The 20,716-nt window shown below is 70.4% G+C and carries 3 protein-coding genes; all 3 read left to right on the forward strand.

All coding sequences use genetic code 11. The features are described 5' to 3' along the window. Nucleotides 1-379: 379 nt before the first annotated feature. The 3 genes from ACWF99_RS23270 to ACWF99_RS23280 are packed head-to-tail and all read left to right on the forward strand — an operon-like array spanning nt 380 to nt 20,693. Nucleotides 380-18,355: a non-ribosomal peptide synthase/polyketide synthase gene (locus ACWF99_RS23270; RefSeq protein ID WP_452537335.1), complete on the forward strand. Its 17,976-nt coding sequence runs from the start codon at nt 380-382 to the stop codon at nt 18,353-18,355. Next, nucleotides 18,355-20,481, forward strand: a complete 2,127-nt coding sequence (locus ACWF99_RS23275; protein ID WP_452537336.1) for an AMP-binding protein — start codon at nt 18,355-18,357, stop codon at nt 20,479-20,481. The genes ACWF99_RS23270 and ACWF99_RS23275 overlap by 1 nt, the downstream gene beginning before the upstream one ends. Continuing rightward, nucleotides 20,478-20,693, forward strand: a complete 216-nt coding sequence (locus tag ACWF99_RS23280; RefSeq protein WP_056814159.1) for an MbtH family protein — start codon at nt 20,478-20,480, stop codon at nt 20,691-20,693. Before ACWF99_RS23275 ends, ACWF99_RS23280 begins: the two co-directional genes overlap by 4 nt. The last annotated feature ends 23 nt before the right edge of the window (nt 20,694-20,716 follow it).

Consider the following 20,716-nt stretch of genomic DNA (forward strand, 5'->3'; position numbering starts at 1 on the left):
GTTGGAGCCCACACTCATGCCCTGGTCGTGGGTACCCATCGGTACAGACTGGACGGCCGACCGATTTTTTTAGCGGAAAAAGTTTCTTTTTATTAACTGAGGGCCTACTGTCGGCACTGCATGGACAGGCACCCATGTGATGTAACTGACAAAGCCGTTGGAGGAACGATCAACAGCTAGGCACCCGCGACGGACCCAGCGTCCGTTGCCTCGGCGACCCCTAGGTCGTCGATCTCGTCCACATGATCTGTCGGGGATCTTGCGCGAGTGTGGCGGCACGCCCACCGCGTTCATATCGAATCTTTCGCTGCGCGAGGTGTATTCGTGCTGCCCGAAAACAATTCGATCTGCTGTTCTTTCGCGATACGAGGAGGCTCTGGTGCACGGTACGGAGTTGGGTGGGTTCAGTGCGCGACCACAGGAAGCACGGGTCGTCGGTCTGCCGTTTCCGCTGACCCCGGCCCAGCTGGGTGTCTGGTACGCACAGCTGCTCGACCCCGATGTCCCGATCACCATCGCCCAGTACGTCGATATCGACGGCGAGCTCGATGCCGCTGTGCTGCAGCAGGTTACGGCCGAGGCCGCGCACACCTACGGCTCGCCGCTGGTGCGCATCGGCGAGTTCGACGGTGTCCCGCACCAGTACGTCGACCACACCATCGCGGTCGAGCAGGAGCTGCCGCTGATCGATCTGCGCCACCACGACGACCCCGTGGCCGCCGCGCAGGAATGGATGCGCGCGGAATTCGGCGCCCCCATCGACCTGCTCACCGACCGGCTGGTGGCGGGCGCGGTGCTGCGCGTCGGCGAGACCCGCTGGTTCTGGTACCTGCGCGGCCACCACATCGTGCTCGACGGGTACGGCGCGTTCACCAACTCCCAGCGCATCGCCGAGCTCTACACCGCGCGGATGCTCGGTACCCCGGCGCGCGAGGTGGTGCCCGGCGAACTGTCGGCGCTGGTCGAAGGCGAACAGCGCTACCGCGAGAGCACCCGATTCGTCGGCGATCGTGAGCACTGGGCTCAGCGGATCGCGGGCCTGGACAGCCCCACCGCGCTCGACGGCCGCACCGCGCCGCGTTCGGCGATCAACCTGGTGACCGGCGGGCGCCTGTCGGAAAAGCTGGTCGATCGGCTGGAAACCATTGCCGCCAGCGATGATTCGACCATCTCCGCGGTACTGCTGGCCGCTTTCGCTGCCTATCTGGGCCGCCTCACCGACCGGCCGGACGCGGTACTGAGCCTGCCCGTCACCGCCCGCACCACCGCGGTCATGCGCCGCTCGGCGGGGATGTTGTCCAATATCGTGCCGCTGCGACTGCCCACGGGTGCGGCGGGATCACCCGCCACCTGGGGTGAACTGCTGCGCGCGGCCCGGGTCGAGGTGGCGGGTGCGCTGCGTCATCAGCGTTACCGCGCCGAGGACATCCGCCGCGACGCCGAGGACGACGGCCGCCCCGCCCGGCGCGCACTGTTCGGCCCGCTCGCCAACTTCATGCTCTTCCGCAGTGACCTCACCCTCGGCACCACCACCGGTCGCTACCGGGTGCTGTCCACCGGTCCGATCGAAGACTTGAGTCTCAACGTCTACTACGGCGATCGCGACCGGGTGCACGTCGATTTCGAGGCCAACCCGCACCTCTACGACGCCGACACCCTGGCCAGGCACCACGCCCGCTTCCTCGGCTTCCTCGAGCGCCTGGCCGCCACCGATCTCGACACCGCACTCGGCGCGATCGAGGTCGCGACCGAGCTGGAGCTACAGGTCAGCACCCGGATCTGGAACTCCACCCGATTCGATGTCGACGCCGCGCTGGCCGAGCGCTCGGTGCGGGCCGCGACGCTGCCCGCCATGTTCGAGGCCCAGGTCGCGCGCACCCCCGACGACGTGGCCGTGCGGATGGCGACGTCCTCGCACACCGGCGCTGTTCGGGAAGCCGCCGCCGTGGCTTCCGAGGGCGCGACCCTCACCTATCGCGAGCTGGCGCAGCGCGTCAATCGGCTGGCCCGGCGGCTGCGCGCGGACGGCATCGGACCGGAATCGCTGGTGGCGCTGAGCATTCGGCGTTCACCCGAACTGGTGGTGGCGATGTACGCGGTGCTCGCCGCCGGCGCGGCCTACGTGCCGATCGACCCGGATCATCCGGCCGAGCGTATCGCCCACATCCTCGCGACCGCCGCCCCGGCGGCCGTGCTCACGACCACCCGCGACGGTGCGCCTGTCGACGGGCTGCCGGTGCTGGCTGTCGACGCCCTCGATCTGAGCGGCTACGACGACGCCCCGCTGACCGATGCCGACCGCACCGCGCCGCTGCGCCCCGGCCATCCCGCCTACGTCATCTTCACCTCCGGCTCCACCGGTCTGCCCAAGGGCGTCGCGGTCGAGCACGCCGCGATTGTGAACCGCCTCGTCTGGATGCAGCACACCTACCGCCTGCACGGGGTCGACGTGGTGCTGCAGAAGACGCCGATGACCTTCGATGTCTCGGTGTGGGAGTTCTTCTGGCCCTTGCAGATCGGTGCGACGCTGCTGCTCGCCGAGCCGGACGGGCACCGTGATCCCGGCTATCTGCGCCACGTGATCAGCGAATACGGCGTCACCGTCGCACATTTCGTGCCGTCGATGCTGGAAGTGTTTCTGGCCCAACAGGAAATCGCCGAATACACCTCGCTGCGGCTGGTCTTCGCCTCCGGTGAGGCCTTGCCCGCCGCGCCTGCCCAGCGGCTGCGGCTGCTGACGGGCGCTCGCCTGCACAATCTCTACGGCCCGACCGAGGCCGCCGTCGACGTCACCTTCCACGAGGTGAACGACAGCGACCGGGTCACGGTGCCGATCGGCGCGCCGGTGTTCAACACCCGGCTCCATGTTCTCGACTCACGGCTGCGGCCCGTTCCGGTCGGGGCTCCGGGTGAGCTGTATCTGTCGGGGGTACAGCTCGCCCGGGGTTATGTAGGACGTCCCGAGCTCACCGCCGGACGTTTCGTCGCCGCGCCCGCGATGGTCGCCGCCGACTCCGGGCGTGCGCTGCCCGACGGTGGTTCCGGCAGCACTGCCACGCATCCACTGCCGGGTGAGCGGATGTACCGCACCGGTGACATGGTCCGCTGGACCACCAACGGCGAGCTGGAATACCTGGGGCGCACCGACTTCCAGGTGAAGCTGCGCGGCCTGCGCATCGAGCTCGGCGAGATCGAGTCCGTGTTGGAGAGCGTGGACGCCGCGGCGCGCGCGGTAGTGCTGGTCCGTGACGACGCGGGCGTCGGCGAGCAGTTGGTCGCCTACGTCGTGGAAGCCGAGCCGGGCTCGGTGTCGATCGACGATCTGCGTGAGACCGCACTGCGCGCGCTGCCCGCCTACATGGTGCCCGCGGCGTTCGTGCTGCTCGAAGCCCTTCCGGTGAACGCGTCGGGCAAGCTGGACCGCAAGGCCCTGCCCGCTCCCACCCGCACGGTCGTCACCTACGCCGAACCGGTCGGCCCGGTGGAGCAGACGGTGGCCAGGGTGTTCGGCGAGGTCCTCGGCCTCGACCGCATCGGCCGCGACGACGACTTCTTCGCCCTCGGCGGCAACAGCCTGGTCGCCACCCAGGTCGCGGCCCGCCTCGGCGCCGACCTCGGCTGCCGCCTCGGCGTGCGCGATCTGTTCGGCGCGACCACCGTCGCCCGCCTCGCCGCCGCCATCGCCGATCGCGACGACACCGGCGTCTCGGCCCAGCTCCCGGTGCTCACCGCGGGCCCCCGCCCGGCGCTGATCCCGCTGTCGCCCGCGCAGCAACGGATCTGGTTCCTCAACCGCTTCGATCCCTCGGCGCCCGGCTACAACATGCCGTTCGTCATCCGCCTGCGCGGCACCGCCGATCTGCCCGCCCTGGTCGCGGCCCTGCACGCGGTGATCGAGCGCCACGAGGCGCTGCGGACCGTGTTCCCCGCGGTCGGCACTCCCGGTGGGGAGGTGGCCGAGCAGGTCGTCCGCGATGCCGGGCTGGTCCGCATCGGCGACCCCATCGAAGTGGCGGCCGCCGACCTCGATGCGGAGCTGACCCGATTCGCGCGTGCCGGGTTCGACCTCGAACGCGAAGCGCCGGTGCGTGCGGGGATCTTCGTTGTTCCGGCCGCCGACACAACTGTGGACAACTCGGCGCCGCGGCGATCGAGCGTCGCGGCGCAGGAGTGTGTTCTCGCTGTCGTGCTGCATCATATTGCGGCAGACGGTGTTTCGCTGCAGGTGCTCGTCCGCGATGTGCTCACCGCGTACGGTGCCGCCACCGACGGCGTCGCGCCCGGCTGGTCGCCGCTGAGCGTGCAGTACGCGGACTACGCCCTCTGGCAGCGCGAGCTCCTCGGTGCCGAAACCGATCCGCAGTCGCTGGCCTCCCGCGAAATCGCTTTCTGGGAGCGGACCCTGGCTGGTCTGCCCGACCAGCTCGAGCTGCCCTCGAGTCGCCGTCGGCCGGTCGAGCCGAGCATGCGCGGCGCCCGCACCGCCTTCACCATCGACGCCGATCTGCACCGTCAGCTCGCCGACCTGGCTCAGCGGGCAGGCGCCTCGCTGTTCATGGTTGTGCACACCGCGCTGTCGGTGCTCCTCGCCCGCCTGTCGGGCACCACCGACATCGCCATCGGCACCGGCGTCGCCGGCCGCGGCGACCGCGCCATCGACGACCTGATCGGCATGTTCGTCAACACCCTGGTGCTGCGCACCGAGGTCGACCCCGCCGCGAGCTTCGTCGCCGCGCTCGAGCACACCCGCGAAACCGACCTGGCCGCCTTCGCGCACGCCACCGTTCCCTTCGATCGTCTGGTCGACGTGGTCAACCCGGCCCGCTCGCAGTCCCGGCACCCGCTGTTCCAGGTGGCGCTGAACTTCCAGGCGGTCCTCGACACCACCTTCGACCTGGTGGGCTCGCCGGTGACGGTGCGCGAGATCGAGCTCGATATCACCAAGTTCGACCTACAGCTCACCCTCGCCGAACGACGCGATGCCGCAGGCGAACCCGCAGGTATCGACGCCGTCACCCTGTACGCCGCCGACCTGTTCGACGAGTCCGAGATGCGCGCCCTCGGTGCCCGTTTCGTGCGGCTACTCGCCGCGGCCGTCGCCGCGCCGAACACCGCGGTCGGTGACCTACCGCTGCTGTCGGCGACCGAACACTCCCAGCTCACCGGCATGCGCGGCGCACCGGTCACCGCCACCGGTCTGCTACCCGACCTCCTGGCCGGCGCGGTCGCCGCCGACCCGGATCGCGATGCCGTCACCGACGGCGACCGCACCCTCACCTACCGCGAACTCGATCGGGCGTCGTCACGCCTGGCCAGGGTCCTCATCGACAGCGGCGTCGGCCCCGACGACGTGATCGCCGTCGGCATCCCCCGCTCCATCGAGTCGGTTCTCGCGGTGTGGGCGATCGCCAAGTCCGGTGCCGCCTGGTTGCCCGTCGACCCGAGCTACCCGCTCGATCGGATCACCCATATGGTGACCGATTCCGGTGCCCGACTTGGTCTTACAGTGTCCGAGTCGCTGTCCGCGCTGCCCGGTCCGCTCGATTGGCTGGCCCTCGACGAGCTGAAGCTGATGGCCGAATGCGCCGGGCGTTCCAGCGATCCCGTCATCGACTTCGACCGCGTGCGGCCTCTGCGCGCCCAGCACCTCGCCTACGTCATCTACACCTCCGGCTCGACCGGCCTGCCCAAGGGTGTGCTCGTCACCCAGGCGGGTATCGCGGGTTTCGCCGCCGAGGAGACCGCGCGCATGTTCGGCACCGCCGACGCCCGCGTCCTCCAGGTCGGGTCGCCGTCCTTCGACATCTCGGTGATGGAATTGCTGCTCGCGGTGAATTCCGCCGCGACCCTGGTGATCGCCCCGCACGGGCGTCATGTGGGAGCCGAACTGGCCCAACTGCTTTCGGAACAGCGCGTCACGCACGCCCTGATGACCCCGTCCGGCCTGTCCGTGCTCGACCCCACCCCGCTCGACGCCCTTCGCATGGTGATGGTCGGCGGCGAAGCCTGCCCGCCCGACCTGATCGCCCGCTGGACCGCCGGACCCGTTCCCCGCGCGTTCGTGAACGCCTACGGCCCCTCCGAGACCACGGTCGCCACTAACATCAGCGCCCCGCTCACCGCCGATTCCCCGCTGACCCTCGGCACGCCGCTGCGCGGCATCACCCAGTGGGTCCTCGACTCCCGGCTGCGGCCGGTCCCTGTCGGCGTCGCGGGCGAGCTGTACGTCGCGGGTGCCCAGCTCGCGCGCGGCTATCGCTCCCGCGCCGCCCTCACCGCGACCCGCTTCGTCGCCTGCCCGTGGGCGTCGTCCGAGCGCATGTACCGCACCGGAGACCTGGTCCGCTGGACTCCGGAGGGCACCCTCGACTACCTGGGCCGCAACGACGACCAGGTCAAACTCCGGGGTTTCCGCATCGAACTCGGCGAAGTCGAATCCGCCCTGCTCGCCCAGCCCTCGGTCCGCCAGGCCGCGGTGCTGGTGCGCGCCGACCCGCACCGAGGCGATCAGCTCATCGCATATGTCGTGCCCACCGCTGAGGCCGGCGAGCCGATCGATGCGATCGCCGCCGCCCTGCGCGGCACCCTCGCCGCGCACATGGTGCCGTCCGCGTTCGTGGTGATCGATGCCCTGCCGCTCACCCCCAACGGCAAGCTCGACCGCAAGGCCCTGCCGGAGCCGGTGTTCGCCGCGCGTTCCTTCCGCGCGCCCGCCGCCGGGACCGAGTCCGTGGTGGCCCAGGTCTTCGGCGAGGTGCTCGGTGCCGCGCGGATCGGCGCCGACGACGACTTCTTCGCCCTCGGCGGCAACTCGCTCGTCGCCACCCAGGTGGTGTCCCGCCTCGGCACCGCACTCGGCCGCACGATCTCGCTGAAGTCGCTGTTCGAGGCGCCGACCGTCACCGCGCTCGCCGCCCTGCTCGGCACCGCCGACGCGGTCGCGCCGAGGCCCGCGCTGGTGGCAGGCGAACGACCGGACCGGATTCCGCTGTCCTACGCGCAGCAGCGCATGTGGTTCCTGAACCAGTTCGACGCCGAATCGGTCGCCGACAATATCGCCGCCGCCATCCGCCTCACCGGCGTCATCGACTACGCCGCGATGAACGCGGCCGTCGCCGCGGTCTTCGCCAGGCACGAGGCGCTGCGGACGCGCTACCCCGCCGTCGACGGCATCCCGTTCCAGCAGGTGCTCGACGCCGACCAGCTGACGATCGCCCTCGAACCGCGCGCGATCGCCCCGGTCGACCTCGGCAGCCGGATCCGCGCGCTGGCCGCCGTCCCGTTCGCGGTGGACCAGGAACCCCCGGTCCGCCTGCACCTGCTGCACACCGACACCGACGAGCACGTTCTGGTTCTCGTGCTGCACCACATCGCCGCCGACGGCTGGTCCGTCGCGCCGCTGACCCGCGATGTGATGGTCGCCTACGCCGCCCACCTGGCCGCGGCCGCGCCCCAGTGGACGCCGCTGCCGGTGCAGTACGCCGACTTCGCCCTCTGGCAGCGCGATGCGCTCGGCGCCGAGGACGACGCCGAATCCGCCCTGTCGCGCCAGCTCGCGTTCTGGACGGCGGAACTGGCCGACCTGCCCGACCTGCTCTCGCTGCCGAGCGATCGACCGCGCCCGGCCGTGGCCTCGGGTCGCGGTGCGCGTCAGGCGTTCACGGTGCCCGCCGAGATCGTCGAACGGCTGCGCGGCATCGGTGCGCGAGCCAATGCCTCGCTGTTCATGGTGCTGCACACCGCCTTCGCCACCACCCTCGCCGAACTGTCGGGTCAGCAGGACATCTCGATCGGCACACCGGTCGCCGGCCGCGGTGACCAGGCGCTCGACGACCTGGTCGGCATGTTCGTCAACACGCTCGTGCTGCGCACCCGGATCCGCCCCGACGCCACCTTCGCCGAACTGCTCGGCACCGTTCGCGACAGCGACCTGCGCGCCCTCGCCAACGCCGACGTCACCTTCGACCGGCTCGTGGAGGTGCTCAACCCCGAGCGATCGACCGCCCGGCACCCGCTGTTCCAGGTGATGCTCGACTTCCAGAACAACTCCCGAACCGAACTCGAACTCGCGGGCCTGACCGCCTCGGAGATCGAGATCGATACCCACACAGCCAAATTCGATCTGCACCTCACGCTGTGCGAGACCACCGACGGCCTGCTCGCCCGCTTCGAGTACGCGACCGAGCTCTTCGACGCGCAGACCATCACAGATTTCGGCGCCCGCTTCCTGCGGACGCTGAATACGGTGACCGCCGATCCCAACGTCGTGATCGGCGACATCGACCTCCTCGACGCCGACGCGCGTACTCGCGTACTCGGCACCTGGAACGCCACCGAGTACCCGGTCGACGAACGCATGACGCTGGCCTCGCTGTTCGCGGCGCAGGCCGAACGCACTCCGGACGCGACCGCGGTGACCCTCGAGGGCGAATCGCTGAGCTATTCCGAGTTCGCGGAGGCAGTGAATCGCCTTGCCCGCCTGCTGATCTCGATCGGCGTCCGCCCCGAACGCACCGTGGCTCTCGGCATGCGCCGTTCCATCGAATCGGTCGTGGCCATGTACGCCGTCATCGCCGCCGGTGGCGCCTACGTGCCCCTCGACCCGGAGCACCCCGCCGAGCGCATCGCCCAGGTGATCGCCGCCGCCGACCCGGTCTGCGTCCTGACCCGCCGCAGCGACGACCTCGACCTCACCGGCCTGGAGCAGGCGGGCGAACAGCGCGCGGTGCTCGATCTCGAGCAGATCGACGCCACCGACTACTCGGCCGAGCCGATCACCGACGCCGACCGGCTGGCCACCCTGACCCGGGACAACGCCGCCTACCTGATCTTCACCTCCGGCTCCACCGGCAAGCCCAAGGGCGTAGTCGTCTCCCACGCCGCGATCGTCAACCGTCTGGTGTGGATGCAGGACGCCTACCGGCTCACCCCCGACGATGCCGTGCTGCAGAAGACCCCGGCCACCTTCGACGTCTCGGTCTGGGAGTTCTTCTGGCCCTTGCAGATCGGTGCCCGGCTCGTGCTCGCCCGCCCGGACGGTCACCGCGACCCCGCCTATCTGATCCGGCTGATCGCCGACGAGCAGATCACCGTCGCCCACTTCGTCCCGTCGATGCTGTCGGTCTTCGTCGCGGTGCTCGACGGTGCGCACGCCGGTGACACACGGACCGCCGGGGACTGCGCATCGCTGCGTCTGGTGTTCGCCTCCGGCGAGGCGCTGGCGCCCGCGCCCGCCCAGCTGCTGCGCCGGCTCACGGGGACGGCTGTGCACAACCTGTACGGCCCCACCGAGGCCGCGGTGGACGTGACCTTCCACGAGGTGATCGACGCCGACACCGTCACGGTCCCGATCGGTGCGCCGGTGCACAACACCCAGGTCTACGTCCTCGACGGCCGCCTGCGCCCGGTCCCCGTCGGCGTGGCCGGCGAGCTGTACCTGGCGGGCGCCCAGCTCGCTCGCGGCTACGCGGGCCGCGTCGACCTCACCGCCGACCGCTTCGTCGCCAACCCGTTCACCTCCGCCGAGCGCATGTACCGCACCGGTGACCTAGCCACCTGGACGTCGGCCGGCGAGCTGGAGTATCTGGGCCGCACCGACTTCCAGGTGAAGCTGCGTGGTCTGCGCATCGAACTCGGCGAGATCGAAGCCGTACTCTCCGGGGTTGCCGAGATCACCCAGGCCGCGGTGATCGTCCGCGACGACACCCTGGTCGCCTATCTCGTCGCCACACAGCACGTCGACGTGGATGCGGTGAAGTCCACGCTCATCCGCACCCTGCCCGCCTACATGGTCCCCGCGGCTTTCGTCGTCCTCGACGAGTTCCCGCTCAACTCGTCCGGCAAGCTCGATCGAAAGGCGCTGCCCGCACCGAGTTTCGAGGCGGCCGTCTTCCGCGCGCCGTCCACCGAGGTCGCTCGCATCGTCGCGGCCACCTTCGCCTCGGTGCTCGGCTTCCCCGCCGACCGCGAAGTCGGTCTCGACGACGACTTCTTCGCCCTCGGCGGCAACTCCCTCAACGCCACCCAGGTCGCCGCCCGTCTCGGCGCCGCCCTCGACACCCAGATCCCGGTCCGGCTGCTGTTCGACGCACCGACGGTGGCCGATCTGGCCGACCGGTGCACCGCCCTGCGCGGCACCGGCGGGCGGCTCGAACTCACCACGCGGGAACGGCCCCGGCAGATTCCGCTGTCCGCGGCGCAGCGCCGGATGTGGTTCCTCAATCGCTACCTCGCCGATGTCGACGGCATCGGCGACGCTGTCGACAACATCCCGGTCGCGCTGCGGCTCACCGGCGACCTCGACCTCGCCGCCCTCGAAGCCGCCCTCGCCGATGTGGTCGCCCGGCACGAAACCTTGCGAACCAGCTACCCGGAGGGGCCGGAGGGCGCCGAACAGGTGATCTCGGAGGCCGCAGTAATCACGCTGCGGCCCGAGGCGATCACCGAGACGGAACTGCCCGAACGCCTGCTGGCGTGCGCCGCGGTCCGATTCGACCTCACCGCCGAGATCCCGCTCCGCGCGGCCTTGTTCGCGCTGAACACCGACCACGTGCTGGTCCTGGTGGTCCACCACATCGCCGCCGACGGTTTCTCGCTCGGCCCGCTGGCCGCCGACCTGATGGCGGCCTACGCCGCCCGTCACGCGGGCACCACCCCCACCTGGACGCCGCTGCCCGTCCAGTACGCCGACTACGCCCTCTGGCAGCACGAAAACCTGGGCGAGACAACCGATCCCGGGTCGCTCGCACATACCCAGCTGGCGTTCTGGCGCCATGGCCTCGCCGGTCTCCCCGAGCAGCTCGACCTGCCCGCCGACCGTCCCCGCCCCGCCGAGTCCACCTTCCGCGGCGCCGTCCACCGCTTCCAGATCGACTCCGATCTGCACAGTGAACTGCGCGAACTGGCCCGCAAGCACGAGGCCACCCTGTTCAGCACGGTGCACGCCGCGCTCGCGGTCCTGCTGGCCCGCCTGTCCGGCGGCAGCGACATCGCCATCGGCACACCGGTCGCCGGCCGCGGCGAGGCCGCCCTCGACGGGCTGATCGGCATGTTCGTCAACACCCTGGTACTGCGCACCCAGATCGACCCGCGCGCCGAATTCGAAACCACCCTCGACGCCGTCCGTGCGGGCGATCTCGACGCCCTCTCGCACGCCGACGTCCCGTTCGAGCAGGTCGTCGATGCCATCGACCCGGCGCGAGCCCGCAACCGCCACCCCCTGTTCCAGGTGGCGCTGGCGCTACAGAACTTCACCGTCCCCGCGCTGGAAGCCGCGGACCTGCGCGTGCAACCCCTCGATTTCGATGCCGCCGTGGCGAAGTTCGACCTGCAGTTCACCCTCGGCGAATCCGACGACATCGACGGTCGCGCGAACGGCATGGCCGTCGAGATCGCCTACGCCACCGATCTGTTCGACGAGGGCAGCGTCGCGGTGCTGGCCCGTCGCTTCACCCAGGTGCTGGCCGCGGTCGTCGCCGACCCGACCGTCGTGGTGGGCGATATCCAGTTGCTCAGCGCCGAAGAACAGCAGCGCACCCTGCACGAGTGGTCGTCCACCGGCGAATCGGTGGCCGCCGCCGACACCATGGTGGACCGGTTCGCCCGCGTCGCCGCCCTCGACCCCACCGCCATCGCGGTGAAAGCGGGCGAGCGCACGCTGACCTACGGCGAGCTCGACGCCTGGTCCAACCGTCTGGCCCGCCGACTCGTCGCCGCGGGCGTCGGCCCGGAATCGCTGGTAGCGGTGGCGCTGCCGCGGTCGGTGGAGTTGCCGGTCGCGCTGCTCGCCGTGCTGAAGGCGGGCGGGGGCTACCTGCCGATCGACCCCAACTACCCCGCCGATCGCATCGAATACGTCCTGGACGACGCTCGCCCGCAGTGCGCGATCACCAACGACGACACCGGCCTGGCGCACGACTGGTTCGGTGGTCCGGTCATCGATCCCGGCGCGGAAAACCTGTCCGACTTCGGCACCGAAGCGCTGACCGACGCGGACCGGCGTACGCCGCTGGCTCCCGCCAACACCGCCTACGTCATCTACACCTCCGGCTCGACCGGCCGCCCCAAAGGTGTGGTCGTCCCGCACACTAATGTCATCGCGCTGCTGGACAACACCGCGCGGCGCTTCGGCTTCGGACCGTCCGACGTGTGGACGATGTTCCACTCCTACGCCTTCGACTTCTCGGTGTGGGAACTGTGGGGCGCCCTGCTCCACGGCGCCTCGATCGTTCTCGTCGACTACTTCACCTCCCGCTCGCCCGAACAGTTCCGCGAACTGCTCCGCACCGAACGCGTCACCGTTCTCAACCAGACGCCGTCCGCGTTCTACCAGCTCATCGCCGCCGACCTGGCCGCCCCCGCGCCCACCGAATACGCCCTGCGCACAGTGATCTTCGGTGGCGAGGCGCTCGAACCGCAACGTCTCGCCGGCTGGTTCGCCCGCTACCCGGACTCGCCCCGCCTGGTGAACATGTACGGCATCACCGAGACCACCGTCCACGCCTCCTACCGGGAGATCACCCCGCACACCGGCTCGGCGAGCGTGATCGGCGGTGCTCTCGCGGGACTCACAGTGCGCGTGCTGGATTCGCGCCTGCGCCCCGTCCCGCTCGGCGTTCCCGGCGAAATCTACGTCTCCGGACCGCAATTGGCGCGCGGCTACCTGGGCCGACCCGACCTGACCGCGAGCCGCTTCGTCGCCGACCCCTACGGTCCTCCCGGATCCGTCGCCTACCGGTCCGGTGACCTCGCCCGCTGGACGGTCGTGGCCGACGACGCCACCGAGGCGCTCGCGTCGTCGCGCGCCACGCACGTCGACCTCGAATACCTCGGCCGCGCCGACCAGCAGGTCAACCTCCGTGGCTTCCGCGTCGAGCTCGGCGAGATCGAAGCGGCGCTGCTGCACAGCTCGATCGTGCCTCGCGAAGTCGCCGTGCTGGTGCGGACCGACCTCGTCGACGAGCCGCGCATCGTGGCCTACGTGGTCGGGGAGTTCGCCCACCTCGACACCGCCGCCCTGCGCAAGGAGCTGGCGCGCACCCTGCCCGAGCACATGCTCCCGGCGGCCGTCGTGGCGGTGGAGCGCATTCCGCTCACGGTCAACGGCAAGCTCGATCGCGCGGCCCTGCCCGCCCCCGTCTTCGAGACCACCACCTACCGCAGGCCGACCACCGTCACCGAGCAGATCATCGCGGCCGTGTACGCCGAGGTGCTCGGCCGTGCCGACGATCAGCCGATCGGCGCCGACGACGACTTCTTCGCCCTCGGCGGCAGCTCGCTGCTGGCAGCCAAGGCCGTGGCCCGCATCGGCGCCGCGCTCGACCGGCGCGTGGGTGTACGGACGCTGTTCGAGGCGCCGAGCGTCGCCGAACTGGCCGCCGCGATCGACGCCCAGTCGAAGGTCGATCGCCCCGCGCTGGTCGGCCGGGCCCGCCCCGACCTGCTCCCGCTGTCGCCGGCCCAGCAGCGGATGTGGTTCCTCAACCGCTTCGACCGCGCCTCGGTGGCCTACAACATCCCGTTCGCGCTGCGCCTGAGTGGGGCGCTCGACGTCACCGCGCTGCGCGCCGCGATGGCCGACGTGGTCGCGCGCCACGAATCGCTGCGCACCGTGTACCCGGAAGTCGACGGCACCCCCGTGCAGTCGATCGTCGCTGCCGCCGAAGCGATGCCGGCGCTGGCTCCACCGGTGAACGCCGAAGCGGCCATGGGCGAAACGCTCACACCGGTAGCGACCGGCGAGGCAGCGCTTCCCGCCGCGATTCGCGAGCTGGCCGAGACCACCTTCGACGTCACCACCGAGATTCCGGTACGCCTGCGGCTGTTCCAGGTGGACGACACCGAATTCGTGCTGGCCGGCGTCCTGCACCACATCGCCGCCGACGGTTCCTCGATCGCCCCCTTCGTCGCCGACCTCATGCGGGCCTATACCGCCCGGCTCGCCGACACCGCCCCCGGCTGGGCCCCGCCCGCCGTGCAATTCGCCGACTACGCGCTGTGGCAGCGTGACCTGCTCGGCGACGAAGCCGACCCGGAATCCCTCGCCGCCCAGCAGGTCGGCTACTGGCAGACCCAGCTCGCCGGACTTCCCGATCAGCTTGCCCTGCCGACCGACCGTCCTCGCCCCGCCCGCCAGACCCTGCGCGGCGACAAGGTGAGTTTCACCGTCGACGCCGACCTGCACGCCGCGCTGTGCGCGCTCGGGCGCGACAACGGCGCCACCCTGTTCATGGTGGTGCACGCGGCGTTCGCGGCCCTGCTGGCCCGCATCTCCGGCACCGCCGACATCGCCGTCGGTACCCCGAACGCGGGCCGCGGCGAAGCCGAGCTCGACGAAGTCATCGGCATGTTCGTCAACACCCTGGTGTTGCGGACCCCGGTCGTGAGCGACGCCCCGTTCACCGCGCTGCTCGCCACCGCGCGTGCCGCCGACATCGCCGCGTTCTCGCACGCCGATGTGCCGTTCGAGCGGTTGGTCGAGGTGCTCAACCCCGCCCGCTCCACCGCGCGACACCCGCTGTTCCAGGTCGGCTACTCGTTCCAGAACCACGACCGCGCCCAGCTCGAACTTCCCGGCCTGTCCGTCTCCGCTGTCGAATTCGATGCCGGTGTCGCGCAGTTCGACCTGCATCTGTTCGCCCTGGACAACTACACCGCGGATGGCACCCCGGCGGGAATCGAGATGGCCCTCGGCTACGCCACCGATCTGTTCGACGCCGAAACCGCCGGACGCTTCGCCGGTCAGCTGTGCCGGATCCTCGCATCCGTCAGCGGTGCGGCGGAGACCGCCATCGGTGACCTCGACATGCTCGGTGCCGACCGCGAGCTGCTGCTCGGGACATGGAACGACACCGCCCGTCCCGTCGAGTCCACCACCCTCGCCGAACTGGTCGCCCGCCAGACCGACCTGACTCCCGACGCGCTCGCGCTGGTAGACGGCGAAACCGGCGAGTCCCTGGATTACGCCACCTTCGACGCACAGGTCAACCAGGTCGCCAGGCTCCTGATCGCCGAGGGAGTCGGCCCGGAGCGCACCGTCGTACTGGCCATGCGCCGCGGCATCGACCTCGTCATCGCCATGCACGCAGTAGTCCGGGCGGGCGGCGCGTACGTGCCGATCGACCCCGACCACCCGGCCGACCGTATCGCCTACATCGTCACCACCGCGGCGCCCCTGTGCGTGCTCACCACAGCCGCCGACGGACTGCCGATCGCCGTGGACGTTCCGGTCTTCGAGCTGGATCACCGTGCGCTGCGGGAACTGTCGACGGAGCCGGTGACCGATGCCGAGCGCATCGCCCCGCTGCGCCCCGAGCATCCCGCGTACATCATCTTCACCTCCGGCTCCACGGGCGTGCCCAAGGGCGTCACCGTCCCGCACGCCGCGATCGTCAACCAGCTCGGCTGGCTGCGCGAGCGCTTCACCATGACCGCCGCCGACCGGGTGCTGCTGAAGACCCCCGCCACCTTCGACCTCTCGGTCTGGGAGTTCTGGTCACCTCTCACCTCCGGCGGTGCCCTGATCGTCACCCGCCCCGGCGACGAACGCGACCCGGACCGCCTGCGCGCCACCATGACCCGGCACGGCGTCACGGTGTTGCATGCCGTTCCCTCGCTCGTCGGCATGCTCCTGGCCACCGAAGCGACCCCCGCACTGCCTGTTTCGTTGCGCGCCGTCCTCGCGATCGGTGAAGCACTGCCCGCGGCGACGGCCACCGAGTTCCGTGCCGTCGGCACCACCGCCGTCCTGCACAACCTGTACGGCCCGACCGAGGCGGCCGTCTCGATCACCGAATACGAAGTGGCGCAGGATCTATCGCACGTCGTGCCGATCGGTACTCCCGTCTGGAACAGCGCGCTCTACGTCCTCGACGCCCGGTTGCATCCGGTCCCGATCGGCGTCGCGGGCGAGCTCTATCTGTCCGGTGATCAGCTCGCCCGCGGGTACCACGGGCGCCACGCCCTCACCGCCGACCGGTTCGTCGCGAACCCCTTCGCCGACACCGGCTCGCGGATGTATCGCACCGGCGACATCGTCCGTCGGCGCGCCGACGGCACGGTCGAATACCTCGAACGCGCCGACTTCCAGGTCAAGATCGGTGGCTTCCGCATCGAACTCGGCGAGGTCGAAACAGCGCTGCTGCGCTGCGCCGATGTCCGGGCGGCAGTCGCGCTCGCCACGACCGACGAGCGTGCGGGCGCCCGCCTGATCGCCTACGCGGCGGTCGCGGACCTGGTCCCGGGCAGCGAGCCCGCCATCGCCGCCCGCCTGCGCGGAGAACTCGCCGCCGACCTGCCCGCCTACATGGTTCCGGCCGCGCTGGTGGTGCTCGACGCGCTGCCCCTCAACGCCAACGGCAAAGTCGACCGGAAGGCGCTGCCCGCACCGCAGTTCGCCGAAGCGGCCTTCCGCGCTCCGGTCACCGCGGTCGAACAGCTTGTCGCCCAGACGTTCACCGAGGTGATCGGCTGCGCGGCCGCCGGGCTCGACGACGACTTCTTCGCCCTCGGCGGCAACTCGCTGATGGCGACCCGCCTGGCTGCCCGCCTCGGCGCCGCGCTCGGCGTCCACGTCGCGGTGGCCGCGGTCTTCGACGCACCGACAGTCGGCGCACTGGCCGCACACCTCGCCACCGCCGATCGCTCCATCGCCCGCCCCCCGCTGACCAAGCGCACCGGGGAAGGTCCCGCGGTGCTTTCGCCCGCGCAGCAGCGCATGTGGGTGCTGCACCAGCTCTCGCCGCAGTCCTCGGCCTATCACATCCCGGCCGCCATCCGACTGACCGGCGAGCTCGACCTACCCGCCCTGCAGGCGGCCGTCGCCGACCTGCTGGCCCGCCACGACACCCTGCGCACCCGCTACCCGGACACCGCCGACGGCCCGATCCAGCAGGTGATGCCCGCCTGGTCCGCCGCTGTCGACCTCACCCCCCTCCCCGTGGCGCCCGCCGATGTCGAAACCCGGATCGCGGCACTCGTCGCCCAGCCGTTCGACATCACCGCCGCGCCCCCGATCCGGGTCGCCCTCTATCGCCTCGGCGACAACGACCACGTCCTAGTCGTCGTGGTGCACCACATCAGCGCGGACGGATACTCGATCGACCCGCTCACCCGGGACCTGGTGCGCGCCTACGTGGATCGCAGCCAGGGGCGCGAACCGGGCTGGTCCCCCCTGACGATCCAGTACGGCGATTTCAGTGCCTGGCAGCGCGACCTGCTCGGCTCCGAGTCCGACCCCGGCAGTGTGCTCACCCAGCAGCTCGCCTACTGGACCCGCGAGCTCGCCGGCGCACCCGAACTACTGGCGCTGCCGACAGACCGCCCGCGCGCGGCCCGTCGTGAAATGCGCGGCGCGACGATCGAATTCGACATCGATTCCACGCTCACCACCCGCCTCGACGACGTGGCCCGCGCCAACGGAACCACCCTGTTCACGCTGATCCACAGCGCGCTGGCAGTGCTGCTGGCCAAGCAATCCGGCAGCGCGGACATCACCATCGGCGCACCGGTCTCCGGTCGTGGCGCCCGCGAACTCGACGACCTCGTCGGCATGTTCGTCAACACCGTCGCCCTGCGCACCGAGGTCGACGCCCGCGCACCGTTCACCGACCTGCTCACCCAGGCGAAGCGCCGCGACCTGGCCGCGCTGTCCCATGCCGACGTTCCGTTCGAGCAGGTGGTCGATGCCGTGGGTCGCGCCCGCACCGGCGCCTACACCCCGCTGTTCCAGGTGATGCTGACCTTCCAGAACATGCCGCCAGGCGGTATCGAGCTCCCCGGCCTCCACGTCCAGACCTTGGACCCCGGACTCACCGAAGCCAAATTCGACCTGCACCTCACCGCCCTGCAGCGCTATCGCGACGACGGCGCGCTGGACGGCCTCGACGTCCACTTCGGCTACGCCACCGACCTGTTCGACGCGTCGACGGTCCGGACCATGGCCGAGCGATTCCGCAAGGTACTCACCGCCGTCGCCGCCGACCCCACCGTGGCGGTGCGCGCGATCGACCTGCGCACCGATGCGGAGAAGACCCCGACCACCTACACAATCGCCGATCTTCCGGGCCTCGTCGGCTCGGCAGCTCGGCTCGCGCCGGCGACCGTGGCATTCACCCACGGCGAGCACGCCATCTCCTACAGAGCACTCGACGCCAAGCTCGCCGCGGTGAGCAGGGCGATGGGCGCGAAGATGAAACCTGAAGCGTTGGTGAACGTCGCGCTGGCCGGCCTCGTGCCCGGCGTGCTCGCCGCACTCGGCGCGGCCGGTCTCACTTCGACTCTGCAAACACTGGTGACCGATGCGGCCGCGGTAATCGCCGGGACAGCGTCGGTTGACGACTCGGAAGGACAACTCTGATGTCGCACACGGATTCGGTCACGACCGCTGCCACCCTCGCCGCGCTCCTGCGTGACCTGGACGGCGATCGACCACGTGACCCGGCGACCCTGCTCGCCGCCTTCTCCACCTACGCCGACCGCGAACCCGACCTCCTCGCGGTGCGCGACGGCGAAACCGGTCTCACCTACGGCGAACTGGCCGAGCGAGTCGATGCGTTGGCCGCTGCTCTCCTCGAGCACGGTGTCGGACCCGAAACCACTGTGGCGGTGTCGCTTCCGCGTTCGGTGGAGTTGGTGGTCGCGGTGCACGCGGTGCTCGCCGCCGGTGGCGCGTTCGTGCTGCTCGACCCCGCCGCCCCCGGTGACGTGCAACGACGCACTGTCGCGCTGGCTGCGCCCGTCCTGATCCTCACCAGCGACGGAACACCGCACCCCGCCGGGTTCCCGGTCGTGCACACCGACGCCACGGTCGATGTCACCCCCGATGAGCTACCGGGGCCGGGCGCGGACAACCCCGCCTACCTGGTCGTCGATGTCGTTGCTGCGACCGCCGTCGTCGTCGGACATCGCGCGGCGCAGGCCAATTCGAGCTGGCGCCAGCGCCTCTGCGGTGTCGGCGTCGGCGACTCGGTGCTCTGGCACGCACCGCTGGCAGGCCAGGCGGCGGTCGGGGAGATGCTGCTCGCGTTGCAAACCGGCGCCACGCTGGTGGTCTCGCCGTCGGCGGTGCTCGCCGACGCAATCGCCGAAACACAAGTGACCGCAGCCTGTTTCGATCATGTCGAGCTCGCCGAGCTGGCAGCACTGCCCGATGCCGAAGAGCGTCTGGACTCGCTGCGCGTGGTGCTCGGCTCGGGTGGGCCACTGCTCGCGGAAACCGCCGCCGCCTTGCGCGCGGTGAGCGGCGCGACCCTGTGGCACGTCTACGGCAGGCCCGAGACGGCGGGCGAGTTCGTCGCGCACGAGGTGACCGGCGCCGACCTGGAGGTGGTTCCGTTCGGATCGGCCGCCGACGATGTCGAACTGCTGATCCTCGACGAGCACCTGTGCCCGGTCGCCGACGGCGAGATCGGCGAACTCTACGTCTCCGGTGTGCAATTGGCGCGTGGGTACGTCGGCAGACAGGCCACCGCGGCGACCTTCCTCGCGAACCCCATCGGTCCGGTGGACGACCGCATGTTCGCCACCGGCGACCTCGTGCGGCGCAGGCCCCCGGGCGATGCCTGGACGGCCGAGATCGAATTCGTCGGCCGCATCGACGACGGGCCCTACGCCCGCGCGACCGGGCTCGCCGACGAACTGCTGCTCGACGAGTTCGAAGCCCAAGCTGCCGCAACCCCTTTCGACCCGGCCGTCGTCCATGCGCCGACCGACGGCCCGACCGCGATCATCACCTACGGTGATCTCGACCGGCGCACCAATCAGCTCGCCCGGCATCTGACCGCGCTCGGCATCGGCCCGGAATCGGCTGTGCTCGTGGATGTCCCGCGTTCCGTCGAGTTCGTGGTCGCGGCATACGCGGTCCTCAAAGCCGGTGGGACCGTGGTGCCGATCGACACAGCGAACCCCCGGCTCCCACTGATCGTCAACCCGGCGCTGGCCCTGACCATCGCCGCCCGCGAGCACCTCGGCACCTACGACATCCCGACGGTGACGATCGATCGGGCATCTCTGTCCAGCTATTCGAGCGAACCCATCGCCCGCGGCGAACATCGCGCCCCGATCCTGCCGCAGCACCCCGCCTTCGTGCTGTTCCCTCCCGGCGCAACGCACAGCGTCACTATCAGCCATGCCGCCGCCGTGCACCGGGTCACCGCCATGCAGGCCCGCCACCACCTCACCACTCGCGATGTCTATCTGCACCAATCCCATACCGGTGACGCCACCGCTTGGCACGGCTACCTGCTTCCCCTGCGGGTCGGCGCGACCGTCGTTCTCACCGAACCGCCCGACCCCACCCGGTTAGCCGCCCTCATCGCCGCCTACGGCGTCACCACCACCGACTTCACCCCCCACTTCACGCCCGCCCGCACCAGCCACAGCGACCGCCTTTTCCGCACGAGCGAGCTCGCCCACCACGAAATCGAAGGCACCCCGGCAGCATTAGCCCACCTCGGCACCCTCCTCGGAAAGGCCACCCCATGACCAACCCGTTCGACGACGACAACGCCCAGTTCTACGTCCTGGTCAACACCGAAGGCGAACACTCCCTCTGGCCCACCTTCGCCGCCGTCCCCGGCGGCTGGTCGGTAGCCTTCGGCGCCGCCCCCCGAACCTCCTGTCTCCACTACGTGGAATCCCACTGGCTCGACATGCGCCCCAACTCCCTCATCGCCGCCATGTCCAACAAACCCTGACCTGCGACGCCCGGATAGCTGTC

It is taken from the genome of Nocardia sp. NPDC055002 (genome assembly GCF_053608825.1).